The organism is Methylobacterium sp. BTF04, from assembly GCF_010692745.1.
GTDB lineage: Bacteria > Pseudomonadota > Alphaproteobacteria > Rhizobiales > Beijerinckiaceae > Methylobacterium.
In genome coordinates this window covers 1-14,994 of the sequence record NZ_JAAHTB010000064.1, presented here as the reverse complement: position 1 = coordinate 14,994, position 14,994 = coordinate 1, and the positions used below count along the sequence as shown (strand labels likewise).

General features: G+C 63.8%; 14 protein-coding genes and 3 pseudogenes. 13 read left to right on the top strand and 4 right to left on the bottom strand.

Features of this window, described 5'->3' with window-relative positions:
* The 3 genes from G3T14_RS21605 to G3T14_RS24800 all read right to left on the bottom strand — a co-directional run.
* Positions 1–272 (bottom strand): ATPase domain-containing protein (locus tag G3T14_RS21605; protein WP_348645322.1); only part of this gene is annotated, 272 nt, incomplete at its 3' end.
* Positions 269–451, bottom strand: a complete 183-nt coding sequence (locus G3T14_RS21600; RefSeq protein WP_163644582.1) for a hypothetical protein — start codon at positions 449–451, stop codon at positions 269–271. The genes G3T14_RS21600 and G3T14_RS21605, both read right to left, overlap by 4 nt.
* A 318-nt stretch (positions 452–769) precedes the next feature.
* Positions 770–1,207: a hypothetical protein gene (locus tag G3T14_RS24800; RefSeq protein WP_204262992.1), complete on the bottom strand. Its 438-nt coding sequence runs from the start codon at positions 1,205–1,207 to the stop codon at positions 770–772.
* Positions 1,208–1,546: 339 nt separating this feature from the next.
* Here G3T14_RS24800 and G3T14_RS21590 point away from each other — a divergent pair, with 339 nt between their 5' ends.
* The gene (locus G3T14_RS21590) at positions 1,547–3,721 is read left to right on the top strand and encodes a M48 family metalloprotease (protein WP_204262991.1); all 2,175 of its coding nucleotides are present in this window, start codon (positions 1,547–1,549) and stop codon (positions 3,719–3,721) included.
* Positions 3,718–4,227: a hypothetical protein gene (locus G3T14_RS21585; protein WP_163644581.1), complete on the top strand. Its 510-nt coding sequence runs from the start codon at positions 3,718–3,720 to the stop codon at positions 4,225–4,227. The genes G3T14_RS21590 and G3T14_RS21585 overlap by 4 nt, the downstream gene beginning before the upstream one ends.
* Positions 4,228–4,279: 52 nt before the next feature.
* Here the strand turns inward: G3T14_RS21585 and G3T14_RS21580 are convergent, their stop codons facing one another.
* Positions 4,280–4,627: a hypothetical protein gene (locus tag G3T14_RS21580; RefSeq protein ID WP_246733483.1), complete on the bottom strand. Its 348-nt coding sequence runs from the start codon at positions 4,625–4,627 to the stop codon at positions 4,280–4,282.
* A 434-nt stretch (positions 4,628–5,061) separates the two neighbouring features.
* On the opposite strand from G3T14_RS21580, the gene msrA reads away from it, so the two are divergent.
* The 11 genes and pseudogenes from msrA (at position 5,062) to G3T14_RS21530 (ending at position 14,646) form a co-directional block, all read left to right on the top strand.
* On the top strand, positions 5,062–5,580 hold the full coding sequence (gene msrA / locus G3T14_RS21575) for a peptide-methionine (S)-S-oxide reductase MsrA (protein WP_163644580.1): 519 nt from the start codon (positions 5,062–5,064) through the stop codon (positions 5,578–5,580).
* Positions 5,581–5,852: 272 nt separating this feature from the next.
* Positions 5,853–8,291, top strand: coding sequence for a PAS domain-containing protein (locus G3T14_RS21570; protein WP_163644579.1), 2,439 nt, complete (start codon positions 5,853–5,855; stop codon positions 8,289–8,291).
* A gap of 24 nt (positions 8,292–8,315) precedes the next feature.
* Entirely contained in the window at positions 8,316–9,455 is a 1,140-nt protein-coding gene (locus G3T14_RS21565; protein ID WP_163644578.1) for a PAS domain-containing sensor histidine kinase, read from the top strand.
* The gene (locus G3T14_RS21560; protein WP_163644577.1) at positions 9,439–9,864 is read left to right on the top strand and encodes a response regulator; all 426 of its coding nucleotides are present in this window, start codon (positions 9,439–9,441) and stop codon (positions 9,862–9,864) included. The genes G3T14_RS21565 and G3T14_RS21560 overlap by 17 nt, the downstream gene beginning before the upstream one ends.
* Before the next feature lie 14 nt (positions 9,865–9,878).
* Positions 9,879–11,051 (top strand): hybrid sensor histidine kinase/response regulator, encoded by a 1,173-nt coding sequence (locus G3T14_RS21555; protein ID WP_163644576.1) that lies wholly within the window; start codon positions 9,879–9,881, stop codon positions 11,049–11,051.
* Positions 11,052–11,108: 57 nt separating this feature from the next.
* The gene (locus G3T14_RS25200; protein ID WP_348645321.1) at positions 11,109–11,723 is read left to right on the top strand and encodes a mechanosensitive ion channel domain-containing protein; all 615 of its coding nucleotides are present in this window, start codon (positions 11,109–11,111) and stop codon (positions 11,721–11,723) included.
* 69 nt (positions 11,724–11,792) lie between these two features.
* Positions 11,793–12,089, top strand: a complete 297-nt coding sequence (locus G3T14_RS25195) for a hypothetical protein (RefSeq protein WP_246733482.1) — start codon at positions 11,793–11,795, stop codon at positions 12,087–12,089.
* A gap of 80 nt (positions 12,090–12,169) precedes the next feature.
* A pseudogene (locus G3T14_RS21545) lies at positions 12,170–13,048 on the top strand (transposase); the annotation flags it as partial.
* A 16-nt stretch (positions 13,049–13,064) separates the two neighbouring features.
* Positions 13,065–13,324, top strand: a pseudogene (locus G3T14_RS21540) (DDE-type integrase/transposase/recombinase); the annotation flags it as partial.
* A gap of 140 nt (positions 13,325–13,464) precedes the next feature.
* Positions 13,465–13,977, top strand: a complete 513-nt coding sequence (locus G3T14_RS21535) for a hypothetical protein (protein WP_163644575.1) — start codon at positions 13,465–13,467, stop codon at positions 13,975–13,977.
* Positions 13,978–14,088: 111 nt separating this feature from the next.
* A pseudogene (locus G3T14_RS21530) lies at positions 14,089–14,646 on the top strand (integrase core domain-containing protein).
* Positions 14,647–14,994 lie beyond the last annotated feature (348 nt).

Sequence of the window (14,994 nt, the reverse complement as noted above, 5' to 3'; positions counted from 1 at the left end):
CACTGGCCTGGTTTTACTCCGCCGCAGCGGCCTGAAATTGGTCCGCCCTTTACAGCACGCTCCTCGAAGCTCATGAACACGCCGGGCTCGCCGAATTGGGTCGCACCGTTGACCAGGAAGGTCACCGCGAACAGCGTCTTGCCGCAGCCTGCCGAGCCGCAGATTAAGCTGGGACGGCCGACGGGCAGTCCGCCAAAGGTCACGTCGTCGAAGCCGGAGATGCCGGTGGGCGCCTTTCCCAGGAACTTCGGGATGATTGGCTCGGACGTCACGCTTGGTGTCCCTTCTTCGTCGCCGCACTTGGTTCGGGACGAAGGCCCGCCATCTCCTCGACGCGGCGCCGAAGGACGGTCTCGATGAAGTTGGTAAGGGTGCGGTTGTCGCGGCGCGCGCATTCCCGCGCGGCCACCAACAGGTCAGGGTCGATACGAAGGGCGAGTGGCTTCTTCATGTCGAATTCCCATCGACCAGCATCGGCGCCGGATTAGGGTCATGCACTGCGCGAAGCAATACACATCGGCGTCATCCCGATGGGTATCCGACCAGATTAAAGTCGGTGCTCGGTATGTCCAAGCCGATGAGCGGTAGGGTTGGGCGGGCGCGGGAATGAAGGTCACGTCAGCTCGCGACCGAGCGCGTCGTTCAGGTTGCTTGCGAAGTAGGTCCGTCGGTTCGTCTTTGCGACCATCGCCAGCGAGGACATGCGCCGATGCAATTCGTTGGCTACCACTCGGCGCGCGTGTCCGGAGCCGATTCGACTGTCAGGGCGCTAATCGTCCCTGGAATTGGCGTTCAAGACCCTGCGCCGATCCGCAGCGAAATCGGGTTTGGGCGTTTTCCGCGTCCGTATCGAGCGTCGCCAAGCGACGATCAGGCGGACGAATCCCCACGCGGCACCGGCGAGGAGCGTCAGCGCCATGAACGGAAGGAGCGCGATAACGAGCCAACCCATCAACCCCATCAGTGTCAGGGGGAGGCCGATGTCGAGCCCAGCAACGACGCAGGGCCGGACATCGTTCTCACTCAACTCGCATCCGGTGAAGTTAGCGATTGCAAGCGCGAGCGCGAACGGGATCGCCGGCAACCAGACGAGGAGGCCGACGTAAAGCAGGGCGCGCTCCCAGGAGGCTTTCACGGTTCGCGCCTTTGTTGGCTGATCTGTTTCAATCGATTGGCGGGTGGACCAAAGTCCAGCGGGGAGCCCCAACACCCCTCTCATACGGGGACTGTCATCGGGATGCGATGCCGCCGAGCTCCGCAGCACGCGGTGGCAGCCTATACGCAACCCGTCAACTGCAGTGAAGCCGAGTATTTTAGCCCTGGACAAACGCGGCCTTGATTGATTCCTGCTCCGGGTGGGTTAGAGATCCAGCCGCTCAACGCATCGTTGTTTCGGTTGTGCTCAATCTTTACCCGCCCAATCCACATCGTGCGTCGAAACGGGTTCTCATTCACCGGCCGTCTTCATTGCGGCCCTGGCTTCGTGCGTCGCGGCACCGTCGCATTCCGTACCGTTCAGGAGATCAGCATTTCCAAGACCACGATCATGGGTACCTCACGACTGCGCAGCTTTGTCGGCCTTGTCGCGGCGACGGTGCTGTTGCCGTTCGGTCTGCTGTCGCTCGGTCTCTGGGAGGATCAGCGCGGGGCCGACGACTGGATCGCCTTCAGGACCGAGCAGCAGACCCTGACCCAGGTGGTGGCGGATCTGGAGGCGCGTGCACCGCGGGACGGGCGTCTCGATATGCGGATGCAGTTCCGTCACAACGGCCAACTCTACGGTGGACCGCTCGCCCTGGACAAGGCACGGAGCGCTCGGGATGAAGCCGCGACTCTGACCGCACTGATGCAGTGGCGACGCGCATTACCGCCGGTCGTCGTGCTGGGTGGCGGTCTCGCCGCGCTCCTCTCCATCCTCGTGCTTTTGGCCGGTGCCGTCCTCGGGTGGGCTGGATCGCGTTCGCGCGACGCCCTGGTGCATGGCTTCTCGCTGATGCGCCGGCTGCTTCCGGCAGCACTCGCGGTCCAGATCCTCGCGGCCACCGCGGCTTTCGTTGCCGCCGTGATTTTCGAATCGGGTCTTCTCATCCAGTCGGGCTTCGATATCGGCGTGCTGAAGCTCCTCGGCATCGCTGCCGTCGCGATCGGGGCGACGCTGTGGGTCGCCATCAGCACGGTGCTCGGGTTGCGCCGCGCGCTGGCCGCCTTCGAACCGTACCCACTGCCGATTTTCGGCAAAACGGTTTCGCCGATCGAGGCGCCGGGCCTATGGCGGCTGACGGACGGACTTGCCGGACGGCTCGGCGCACTCAAGCCCGAGAGCGTCGTTGTGGGTCTCACCGGCGGCTTTTTCGTCAGCGCTGGACCGGCCGTCATAGAGCCCGGCGGTGAACGGCTGACGGGGCGCATCCTCTATCTGCCGCTGCCCTACCTGGCCCTTCTGCGCGGCGACGAGGTAGCGGCGATCATCGGGCACGAACTTGCGCATTACGCCGGCGGGGATACCGCTTACAGCCAGCGCTTCTTGCCGATCTATGCCGGGGTCGGGCGCTCCCTCGATGCGGTGGCAGAGAACCATCAAGGGGCCCTCGGTCTTCTTGGCCCCTCTTTGCGGCTCGGCCTGTTCGTGATGGAGCGCTTCCATCTCGCTGTTCGCCATTGGAGCCGGGCGCGCGAGTTCGCCGCAGACAAGGTTGGATCGGACGCGACCTCGGTCAGTGCATCGGCGCGGGCGCTCCTGCGCACGGGGGCGGTTCTTCCACGCATCGCCGAGGTGCTCGATGCGGCTGTCGAAAAGCCCGCATCGGCGCCCGCGGACCTCGTTGCGGCCGTCCTGGACAACGCGATCGCGCGAGGGCTCGACGACCCGGCCGCGCATCTGGAAGCGGAGCAGGCCCACCCCACCGATACCCACCCGCCGACGCGCGAGCGTTTGGCCGCTCTCGGCCAGACGCTCGAGGCAGACCTCCTGACGGCCGCGGCCGCCGTCCCGCCACCGCACGCTCTGGGGCAACTCGCAGCCTACTTCGCGGACCCTGCCGGGTTGTGTCGTGACGCGACGGCGGATTTCCTCGGAGCGGTAGAGGCGCGCGAAACGGCTTTTCGTGCTCACCTGGAGGCGACCGTGGCGGAGGTCGGCACGGACGATCAGGTGCTACGCGAGAACACCCGGCCCGCCGCGATCTTCTTGGTCGTCGTCGGCGGCCTGTTCGCGTCTGCTGCACTCGCTTTGACGCTGCTCGGCCTGCGCGGACTGTCCGTTGGTGAGGCAAGGCTCGTGGCTGGTGTGGCCCTCTCTTGCGGGGCGTTGCTCGCGGGTTTCGGTCTGTTCCGACTGGCGCGGGGCGAACGGACGACGATGATCCTACGCACCGACGCGATGGTGATCCCCGGCCTCGACCCGGCGATTCGCTGGGACGACATCGCCGATCTCGACCTGTCGCTGCAGCAGAACGGCGTCGTTACGCGGTTGCTGCTTCCGCCGGACGTTCCCTTCCCACAACGGGTGCCGGGCGGCCGGAAACTCAAGCTCGACCCCAAACGCCGCATCGTCACCGTGACAGCCGGGCTGCCACGCAAGATGACGCTGCAGACCTTCGCCGATTTGATCGGCCGTTACCGATATGCGGCCGAGGCGCGCAAGATTCTCGCCCAGACCGGCACGTCACCGGTCCATCCCGCGAGCCGAGATACACCCTCTCACGTGAGCCCCACACCATGACCGTAGCCAAGGACGGCACCGAACGCCTTCGCCTTCCGCCGCCCCGCCAGGGTTGGGGCAATACCTTCTGGTCACTGTTCGGCCTCGCCGCGCTCGGAGCCATTCTTGTCGCCTGCGCCGTCTACACGGCTCCGACGGTCCTCTCGGATTGGCAGGTCCGCGAAGCGGCGCGTCCTGTCCCGAACGGCTGGGTGACCGATGGCAAATGTACCACCAAGATCGTGCTCCACATCTGCGACGTGACGCTCAATCTGCGCACGTCCACGGGCAGCGTTGCGCGTCGGGTGAACTACGTGTTTACGGGCGCCCACGCCGGCGACTACAGCATCGCGGTGATGGCCGACCCGGAGCGTCCCGATCTCGTCACCGCCGATCTTGGCCTCGACCGGCTCTGGAACCGTACTCTCACCCTCCTGGTGATCGCTGGCGCAATCGCATCGGTCATCCTGGCGGGCATCGTCGCGATGATCCGAAACCGTCAGGCGGCCTCCCGGGCGGCCCAGTGATCGGACGCAATGTCGGTTTCTCGCTCATAAAACAGACGGCATATCGTCCGCCTCAGCCACCGCCGGCCGAGGCCCGCTCGAACGCCTTCGACACCGCAGGATCGCGCCTGTAACGCCGCCGGAGGCTGGCTTCGTCCGCCGCGACTGCGTCGCAGCGCAGTCGCTCGACGGCGGCGGCGATCTCTCGGCCGCGCGGTGCATCGTAAGCCACCTCGCCGGTCCAGTGGGCGCAGTCGATCATTCGCCGAAGGCACGCCGCAGCATCCGCCGGCAGCCGAGCCTTGGTCGCGGCCGGCTTCACGGCTTGGGCCGACAATGGCAGCGCCTGGAAGACGAGACCGGCCCAGAACAGAGCGAGACCGGCGGCTCGGCGTGCTGATAGAGCCCGAGGGGTCGTCATCCCGTCCTGCAGTTCATCACCCGATACGTCCGGTGTAGCAGACGACTGGCATCAGGCGCAGCGGCTTGACCTCCACATCCATTGCAGGTCCGGCCACCGATCTGCCCGCGCCGCACTAGGCGACACCTGACCATCTCCCATGCGCTGCGCCTCCGCGGGCCACCCGCAAGGGGAATGCACCGGTGCGATCGACTCATCGAGCGTCCCGTCGTCGAACTTCCACCGTAGGCCCGGATACCAGCGATCATCACAGGCAGCGAATTGCATCCGCATGATCTTACGCAGACCCACCCTCGCAACCGCCGTTCAAACGGCAGGCCACTGGTGCCGCTCTCAGGAACGCCTCCGCGCGTTGAGCCGAAAAGCGGTCGCACTGGTCGAAAGGGGCGTGAACGACCATATCGACGGCAACAGACCAAGTGAGGGTTCGGGCGATGAGCGACGAGAGGGCAGTGCTGGCCGGAGGGTGCTTCTGGGGGATGCAGGACCTGATCCGACGCCAGGTGGGGGTCGTGACGACGCGTGTCGGGTACACTGGCGGCGACGTGCCGAATGCGACCTACCGCAATCATGGCACCCACGCCGAAGCCATCGAGATCACCTACGACCCGGCGCGGACCAGCTTTCGCCGGATGCTGGAATTCTTCTTTCAGATCCATGATCCGACGACCCTGAACCGGCAGGGCAATGACCGCGGCCTGGGCTACCGTTCGGCGATCTATTACGTCGACGACGACCAGCGCCGCATCGCCGAGGACACCATCGCGGATGTCGACGCATCCGGGCTTTGGCCGGGAAAGGTGGTCACCGAGGTGGCGCCGGTCGGCCCGTTCTGGGAGGCCGAGCCGGAGCACCAGGATTACTTGGAGCGCCGACCCGACGGGTACACCTGCCACTTCGTACGGCCGAACTGGACGTTGCCGGTACGGGCCGAGGCTCTTCCGGCCACCTGAACCTCTGATCGGAGAGGGCCCGCCGGGGCGTCTTCCGTTTCGTGGTCGTCGGATAGATTTGGCAACGCCTTCAGGCGTTTCGTCCAGCATGGCCTCGTTAGGGCGGTCGATAAAGGGACCGCCTGACTTGCCTGTTCGAACGTGCGTTCTGTGTTGTCGAGGTACCAATCCGCAATTTCCCGGGGACGGTTTGATCGACGAGGGCAACAACCTCCGGCTTTCCTCGTTCTCCACTGGCCGCCCGTCCCGGGACGGGTTTAGGTCGACGATGCATGCTTTCTGATGGCCCGGCACGACCTAGCGAATTCCCGCGCGCCGGCGGCGAGATGGGCGCCCAGGTGCGGGCCCATGATTGGTCGGTCACCGCGCTTGGTCCGACCCATGGATGGCCAGCTGCCCTCAAGATCGCGCTGAGCCTCGTCCTCGCCTCTCCCGAGAGCATGTTCCTGGCCTGGGGCCCGGACCTGACGTTCTTCTTCAACGACGTCTACCGACCGATCCTCGGACCCAGATTATCCTGGGCTCTGGGCACTGCGATGCCCGAGGTTTGGCCCGACGTATGGGAAGACGTCCGGCCGGTGGTCGACTTGGCTCTCGCCGGCACCGCGAGCCGCTTCGACGATCTGCCGCTCACGATGACGCGTCATGGGGTCGAGGAGCAGACGTGGTGGTCATTCTCCTACTCGCCGATCTACGACGAAAACGACGATGTCGTCGGGATGTTCTGCGTTACCAACGAGACGACCCAGCGCGTTCTCACGGAACGGGCGCTGCGAGCCCGTGAGGCCGAGCTTCTGCTTGTCACCGACGCGCTTCCGGTGCTGATCGCCTTCATCGACCGGGACTTGGTCTATCGCTTCGCAAACCGCGCCTACGAGGACTGGTTCGATAGGACACCCGAAGAGGTGGTCGGTCGCAATGTCCGCGAGTTGGTCGACGAGGCAGGCTACGCCGCACGGGAGGCCGCCTTCGCAGCGGTTCTCAACGGGGAGACGGTTCGGCTCGAACTCGACTGGCCGCATGGGGACGGCCGGCCCCGCGTCGCCGACATCCGTTATCTTCCCCGGCGCGCCACCGATGGCACCGTCGATGGTTTCTACGTGTTCGTGCTCGACGTCACCGATGCCAAACAGGCGGAGTTTCGTCTACGCGAGGCGAACGAGACCCTGGAGCGGCGCGTCGCCGAACGGACGCTCGACCGCAATAGCCTCTGGCAACTTTCTTCCGAGATCATGCTCCGGTGTGCGTTCGACGGAATCATCATCGCCGTAAACCCGGCATGGCAGACCGTGCTGGGCTGGTCCGAAGAGGAGCTGGTCGGCAGGAACCTGTTCGCGCTCATCCACCCCGATGACCTGGACCGTACGGTGGAGGGCGCCCAGGCGTCATCGGAAGGGTTTGCTCATACCCGTTTCGACAACCGATACCGGCACAAGGACGGCAGATACCGGTGGATCTCATGGTCGTCGCGGTCCGAGGAGGGGGTCGTCAACGCGGTCGGCCGTGACTTCACCGCCGAGCACGCACGGGCCGAGGCTCTCAAGCTGGCGGAGGAAACCGTGCGCCAAGCCCAGAAGATGGAAGCTATCGGTCAACTCACCGGGGGTGTCGCGCACGATTTCAACAACCTCCTGACCGTGATCAAGTCGTCTACCGACCTCTTGAAGCGGCCCGGCCTCGCCGAAGAGCGCCGCCTGCGTTATGTCGGGGCGATATCGGACACGGTCGACCGGGCCGCCAGGCTGACCGGGCAATTGCTGGCGTTTGCCCGCCGGCAAGCGCTCCGACCCGAGGTGTTCGAGGTTGGGCGGAGCCTCACGTCGGTCGGCGACATGGTCGGCACGCTCACCGGGTCCCGCATCCGGGTGGAGGTTCGGGTCGCTGGAACGGCGTGCTTCATCGACGCCGACCCGAGCCAGTTCGATACCGCCATCGTCAACATGGTCGTCAATGCACGCGATGCGATGGGCGGCCAGGGCCGACTCTTGATCGCTATGCACGAGGTCGAGGGCATTCCGGCCCTCCGTGGACACGATGCAATGGCGGGCACGTTCGTTTCGGTCTCCATCACCGACACGGGCGCCGGTATCGCCGAAGACGCCATGGAGCGCATCTTCGAACCGTTCTTCACCACCAAGGGCGTCGGCCATGGCACGGGCCTAGGCCTCTCGCAGGTGTTCGGCTTCGTGAAGCAGTCGGGTGGGGATGTCGCGGTCGAGAGCGAGGTCGGGCACGGCACGACTTTCACGTTGTACCTGCCGCGCGTGGATGACCCGGGCGGATCTGCCTCCGTTGAAATCGAAACAGCGCCCCTTGTCGACGGCCATGGCACCCGAGTCCTGGTGGTCGAGGACAACGTCGACGTCGGTACGTTCGCGACCCAGTCCCTGGCCGAGCTCGGCTACAAAACGGTCTGGGCGGCCAATGCCGACGAGGCTTTGGCGGAGTTGGCGAACGACGCGAACCGCTTCGACGTGGTGTTCAGCGACGTTGTCATGCCGGGTATGGACGGGATCGACCTCGGCCACGAGATCCGACGGCGCTACCACGACCTGCCCATTGTGCTCACCTCGGGCTACAGCCACGTGCTGGCGAAGAATGGGACCTATGGCTTCGAGCTTCTGCACAAGCCGTACTCGGTCGAGGACCTCTCGCGCATCCTGCGCAAGGTCGCGACTTGGCGTCAGCGCAAGAATGCCCTCGGCGCCTGAGGCCATCCAAGTCTGGAACATCCGATGAGCGATACGTCCAAGCCGACCGCGCCCAACGCTGCAGATTTTCGCAATCTCGCGGATACTCTGCCCCAGCTCGCCTGGATCGCGGACGCGAACGGCAATATCTTCTGGTACAATGAGCGCTGGTATGAGTTCACCGGAACGACCCTCGCTTCCATGAAGGGCTGGGGCTGGAAGGCCGTCCACCATCCCGACCACATCGACCGGGTGGTCAAGCGCATCTCCGAGGCTTTCGCCGCCGGGAAGCCCTGGAACGACACCTTCCCGCTACGAGGAGCCGACGGCGCGTACCGCTGGTTCCTTTCGCGTGCGAATCCCTTCTTCGACGACGAAGGGCGCGTCGTCCGCTGGTACGGGACCAACACCGACATCACGGACCGTAAGCGCATGGAAGGCCGGCTGGCCCGCCATGCCGTTGACCTGCGCCGGACGAACGAAGAGTTGGAGCAGTTCGCCTACGTCGCCTCGCATGACCTCAAGGCGCCCCTGCGCGGAATCGAAAACCTCGTGGGCTGGATCGAGGAGGACCTCGAAGGTTCGCTGACCGGTGACGTCCAGACCAACATGGAGCTGCTGAAGAGCCGCGTCCGACGCTTGGAGAGCTTGTTGGACGACCTGCTGGCCTATTCGCGGGCCGGTCGCGCCGACGTCGCCTTCACCTTCACAGAGGTGAACACCAAGGCCTTAGTCGAGGATCTCACGGTGATGGTCAGCCCGCCTGAGGGGTTCGAGATTGTCGCCTCCGATACCCTGCCGACATTGTCCGCTGCGAAGGCACCTCTGACGCAGGCGCTTCAGAATCTGATCGGCAACGCCATCAAGCACCATGACAATCCGGGAAACGGTCACGTCTGGGTCGATGCGCAGGCAAGCGCCGGCATGGTGGAGTTTGTCGTGACAGATGACGGTGCCGGCATTCCGGAGCAGTTCAGGGAACGTGTGTTCGGGATGTTCCAGACGCTGAGGCCCCGCGACGAGGTCGAGGGCAGCGGGATGGGTTTGGCGATCGTCAAAAAACTCGTCGAGCGCCAGGGCGGCAAGGTCTGGCTGGCCGAAGGCCGGGAGGGACGTGGCCTCTCGGTGCATTTCACATGGCCGCAGGACGGCGCGAAGGGAGTATCTGATGGGTTCGACGGTTAATCTGCTGCTGGTCGACGACGACGAGGTCGACGTCCAGGGCCTCAAGCGCGCCTTCACGAAGAGCAAGATCGGCAATCCGATCACGGTCGCCCGCGACGGCATCGAGGCGCTGGAGTTCCTGCGCGGCGAGAACGGTAAGACCAAGATACCGAAGCCCCATCTCATCCTCCTCGACCTCAACATGCCCCGCATGAACGGCATCGAGTTCCTGGAGGCGATACGCGCCGACCCGGATCTTCGGACCGCCGTGGTGTTCATGATCACCACCTCGAAGGCGGACGAGGATCGGATGCGCGCCTACGGGCACAACGTGGCCGGCTACATCGTCAAGCGCGACCCGGCCAACACCTTCATGGAGGCGGTCTCCATGCTGGAGCACTTCTGGAAGGTGGTCGAATTCCCACAGTAGATCGAACCCGCGTCGTGGCGAGCCCGACCCGTATCCTTCTGATCGACGACGACGCCGTCGACCGGGCGTCCGTGCGCCGCGCGTTGAAGAAGTCGGGCCTTAAGCACGTCCTCAGCGAGGCGCCGGACGGCACGACCGGATTGCGGCTGGCGCAAGCTGGCGCCTTCGATTGCGTGCTGCTCGACTACCGCCTGCCGGACGTCGACACCTTCGAGCTCCTGGCCTCGCTTCTCGCCCTTCCCGGCGAGGGGCACGCCGTCCTGATGCTGACGGGCGAAGCGGATGAGGCCCTGGCGTTCCGCCTGATGCGGGCTGGTGCCCTCGACTATCTCGCGAAGGCGGACGCGACGCCGTCGAGCCTAGCCCGCGCCATCCGGTATGCGGACGCCCGTCGCGGCTTCCAGGTCCAGCTCGACGAGGCGCGGCGCGAGGCCGAGGCCAAATCCCTCGAACTCGACACCCTCAATCGCCAGAAGACCCTGTTGTTCTCGATCATCGCCCACGACCTACGCAATCCGTTCCAGGCTTTGCTCGGCTTGTCGGAGGTCCTGAGCAAGGCGGTCGCCGCGAAGGATCACGCGTCCATCGAGCGCCGTGCCAAGGGCATCAACGACGCCGCGACTCAAGCCTATGCCCTGCTGGAGAGCCTGTTCTCCTGGGCGAGCCTGCAAATGGACACTCTGACGGTATCCATCACCAACGTGGATCTCGACCTCGCGGCAACGGAAGTCGTCCGGGGTGCGAGCGAGGCAGCTTCCGACAAGGGGCTCGTGCTGGTCACGGACTGCGCTGGCCTGCATGTCAGCGCGCAGCGCGACATGATCGCGACCGTGTTGCGCAACCTCGTCAGCAATGCAGTCAAGTTCACGCTGCCTGGAGGAACCGTCACGGTCGCGGCGCGTCGGACCGAGGCGGGGGTCGAGGTGTCGGTAACCGATACCGGCGTTGGGATGCCACCTGGCAAGCTCGGCGACCTGTTCAGGCTCGACCGACGCACGACGACCAACGGCACCGCTGGCGAGCGAGGCAGCGGGCTTGGGCTCCTGCTGTGCCGCGACCTTGTCGAGCGCCAGGGCAGCACACTCACCGTTACCAGCATCATCGACCTGGGAACGACGTTTCGTTTCGAGCTACCCGCCGCCACCGTCCTTGGAACCGCGGCGTCCGCTACCGCTTCAAACTCCTGAACATCTTGCGAACCGTTACGTCCTGGCTCGGGGCACGGAACGCCAAAGGATCATCACGTGCATTTTCTCGGAATCGACTGGGTCGGCGTGAACGCCGAGAACGGGCGCAAGCTCGTGCTCTCCCTGATTTTTATCACCGTCATCGTCGGCGGCGGTATCGGCCTGCGGGCCCTCGTCGGCCTGGTCATGAGCCGAACCGATCACGCCAGCCTGCAGACGAAATTCTGGACGCGCCAAGGCATCAGCCTGCTCGCCGCGGTCCTGTTGATCCTCGGACTGCTGTCGATCTGGTTCAACGACCCTTCACGGCTCGCGACGGCGTTCGGGTTGATGTCCGCCGGCCTCGCCTTCGCCCTGCAGCAGGTGGTCACCTCACTCGCCGGCTATTTCGTGATCCTGCGCGGTGCGACCTTCACCGTCGGTGACAGGATCTCGATGGGTGGCGTTCGCGGGGACGTCCTCAGACTGGGCTTCATCCAGACCACCATCATGGAGATGGGACAGCCCCCGAGCGTCCAGGGCGCCGATCCGGCGATGTGGGTGAAGAGCCGCCAGTTCACCGGTCGCATCGTCACGGTCAGCAACGCGAAGATCTTTTCCGAGCCGGTGTTCAACTATACCCGCGACTTCCCGTTCATCTGGGAGGAGATGGCCATTCCCGTCACCTACTAGGCCGACCGGGCGAAGGCGGAGGCGATCCTGCTGGAAGCCGCGAGGCTCCATGCCGTCGACCCCAATTCTATGGCGACCGCGGCCAAGGCCAACCTCCAGGAACGCTTCGGGGTCGAGCCCATCGACCTAGAGCCGCGCGTCTTCTTCAGGATCACGGATAACTGGCTGGAGCTAACCGTGCGTTTCATCCTTGGCACGCACCAGATTCGCGGTGCCAAGGACGCCATCAGCCGCCACATCATCTCAGAGTTCGACGCGGCCGGCATCGGCATTGCCTCCGCGACCTACGACATCGTCGGCCTACCGCCGGTGGAACTGCGGCGCCGACGGGGTGGCAGCGATGCTGGGAATGGACCTGGTGCGTGACGATATCAGGGTATGAGAGCTAGGAGCCCGTCCGAGTAATCCTCTCGACGGGCGGGGCCGGAGGGTGATTCACTCGGCTCATGGCCAAGGTGTTTCGCTCCTGGAATGTGGATCAGGGCTGGTTGCTGCCGCCCTCGCTGTACGAGTTCGTGCCGCCCGGGCACATGGCGCACTTCGTCCGCGACCCGGTGCGGGAGGCGCTCGACCTTTCGGCCATCCTCGACACCTACAGCGAGGAGCGCGGCTATTTGCGCTACCATCCGGGTATGATGGTGGCGCTCCTGCTCTACGGCTACAGCCGCGGCCTGTACTCCGCGCGTCGGCTCGCCCGGGCCTGCGAGGAGCGGGTCGACGTCATGGCGGTGACCGGCCTGAACCGACCGGACTTCCAAACCATCACCGACTTCCGCAAGCGCCACCTCGTAGCCTTGTCCGACCCGTTCGTGCAGGTGCTGCGCCTGTGCCGGGCCGCCGGTCTGGTCCAGTTCGCCCACGTGGCGGTGGACGGCACCAAGGTGAAGGCCAACGCCTCCCGCCACAAGGCGATGAGCTACGGACGCATGAAGACAGCCGAGCCGGCGCAGACCGCCGAGGTCGACGCCTGGCTGGAGCAAGCGCGCGAGGCGAATGCGGCCGAGGATGCGGCGCAGGGCGCGACCCGGCGTGGGGACGAGAGGCCGGACTGGATGGCCGACAAGCAGCGGCGCCTGGAGACGATCCGTGCTGCCAAAGCAGCCCTGGAGGCCGAAGCAGTCGATCCGCCAAACCCCGAGGACGAGAGCGGGCCGGGTGCGTCCTCGGGCATGCGCTGGCAGGGTCGGCCTCTGCGCGGTGAGAACTGCGGTCTGCCGGACCGGGCACAGCGCAACTTCACCGACCCGGACAGCCGGATCCTGCCGACCCGCGACGGCTTCGTTCAAGGCTACAACGGGCAGATCGCCGTCGATGCCGCGCATCAGACTGAAAGCCGGGAGTGGCCTTCCACCCCGCACATCGCTCCACTACGTCACGACGCCCCTGCAGCAGGGGATCGAGAGCGACCACTCCGGGTCAGGCGGAACATGCCTCGGATCGGCGGCTTCCAATCCTCCAACACGGCGCGGCGGACCATCCAGGGATTCGAAGCCCTGCTGTGGCTGCGCAAAGGCTTCGGGTTCGCCGACGCGTGGAGCGTCCGCGAGCAGAACAAGCTACTCGCCTATTGTTTCGGACTTTCTCATGGGAACAAAGCATGAAACCGGGTCGGTAAAGCCGTTTCTGCGGCCCGCGTCACGCTTTGCGACAGGTCCGCTATGACAGCGATGCGACTTTGAACTAGAGTGAGTCGGCAGACACCACATTAATTAGGTTGGCAATTTACGCTCGGAGTTGTGGCATGGCGAGACTCGCAGTCGAGACATTGATGTCCGCTCTTTGGGACGTAGGTCCAAGCATTATTCGCACTCCGGTTTTTGACCATTACAAAAAAGATAAAAAAACTGGAAAGACAATCAGCGTTACGGCTAAACGCTTGCAAGCTTTAGGAAGGGGTGACCCAACTGACATTCATAATACTGGCCGAGCTTTAGACATTCACCTCTATGCTCGTACCGCCCCTCAGTTTGGCGCAAGCTACGATTTTACCGAATGCGGATATGGCTTCGGTCTGATTGGCAATTTTATTGATCTTTCGGCTGATATGGGGTGGGAGTTAATAATCTATGATCAGCATGTCTATCATTCCGATGGAACCAGGACGGGCCAGACTAAGCCAAGTTATAAAGACGAGATGGCGCGTGTGAATTTTGAACATCTGACTCACGTTCACATTCAGTGGGCAGATACCCCCAAGGCAGACAGCGCCTCCTTCAATGGTGCGCTTCGCGCACTCCTCATTGCTGGCGCCTAGCTGTTTGATCCCACGGTGTGGTAATACGGTTGAGCACCATGCTGCGAGGGATGCGCTGTAGGCCAAGTTCTCCATGGAAGCACCACCACGACGGACGCAGTCCGTCGCGCGATTCAGCTACGTCAGGAGAGCGTAAGGGCGCTGGCCCGGCGCTAACGGCGCCGGTCCGACGACGGTGCAGAAGTGGCGTCAACGGGCGACGTCGGCGGATGTCCAATTGGGCCGCAATGAGCCGCGCTCTTCCTTGCTGACGGACGAGGATGAGGCGATCATCGTCGCCTTTCGGCGCCACACCCTGCTACCGCTGGACGACTGGCTCTATGGTTTGCAGCCGACGATCCTGCATCTGATCCAGTCCTCGCTGCATCGCTGCCTGGACCGTCATGGTATTGAGCACCGTCTGACCAAGGTGAACCATCCTTGGACAAAAGGGCAAGTCGAGCGAATGAACCGCACGATCAGCGACGCGACGGTCAAGCGCTACCATTCCGACAGCCATGACCAGCTTCGGGCGCATTTGCATCTGCTCGTTGATGCCTACAGGCACGCCCATGTCTCAAAACCCTGCGCGGCTTGACACCCACTGAGTTCATCCTGAGCGCCTGGACGAAAGAGCCCGATCGCTTCAGGATCAATCCGCCACACCTCATCCTCAGACCATACACCTAGAAATTCATCGAACTTGGCACCCTGGTACGCCTGCCGCGAGTGCGAAAAACCGAATATCTTCGAGTTGCTCAGCGGAAACGGCACGCTTGGGTATCATCTGATAACTTATGTCAGATTGATAAATGAGGACTATATAATTATCTTCTCGCCATCTCACATAATCTTTCCAGTCGAATCTCATTTGAATTCTTTGATTTTTGGAATTAACTCCAGTTCTATCAAGCGTAATTTCGAACGCATCGTGCAACAGTTTTTGCTGATGAAAGTGGCGCAACAATTTCTGCGAAATCTTTGTAATTGCTCAGGTCCTTGGGCGTGGTGGTTGGACGTGGGCTGCGGGACGGAGGC

Bases quoted from the DNA above. Each gene is read 5' to 3' on its own strand.
- G3T14_RS21590 (WP_204262991.1), top strand. From the start codon at position 1,547: ATGGGTACCTCACGACTGCGCAGCTTTGTCGGCCTTGTCGCGGCGACG.
- G3T14_RS21580 (WP_246733483.1), bottom strand. From the start codon at position 4,627: ATGACGACCCCTCGGGCTCTATCAGCACGCCGAGCCGCCGGTCTCGCT.
- G3T14_RS25195 (WP_246733482.1), top strand. From the start codon at position 11,793: ATGGCGACCGCGGCCAAGGCCAACCTCCAGGAACGCTTCGGGGTCGAG.
- G3T14_RS21570 (WP_163644579.1), top strand. From the start codon at position 5,853: ATGCTTTCTGATGGCCCGGCACGACCTAGCGAATTCCCGCGCGCCGGC.
- msrA (WP_163644580.1), top strand. From the start codon at position 5,062: ATGAGCGACGAGAGGGCAGTGCTGGCCGGAGGGTGCTTCTGGGGGATG.
- G3T14_RS21600 (WP_163644582.1), bottom strand. From the start codon at position 451: ATGAAGAAGCCACTCGCCCTTCGTATCGACCCTGACCTGTTGGTGGCC.
- G3T14_RS21560 (WP_163644577.1), top strand. From the start codon at position 9,439: ATGGGTTCGACGGTTAATCTGCTGCTGGTCGACGACGACGAGGTCGAC.
- G3T14_RS21535 (WP_163644575.1), top strand. From the start codon at position 13,465: ATGGCGAGACTCGCAGTCGAGACATTGATGTCCGCTCTTTGGGACGTA.
- G3T14_RS21565 (WP_163644578.1), top strand. From the start codon at position 8,316: ATGAGCGATACGTCCAAGCCGACCGCGCCCAACGCTGCAGATTTTCGC.
- G3T14_RS21585 (WP_163644581.1), top strand. From the start codon at position 3,718: ATGACCGTAGCCAAGGACGGCACCGAACGCCTTCGCCTTCCGCCGCCC.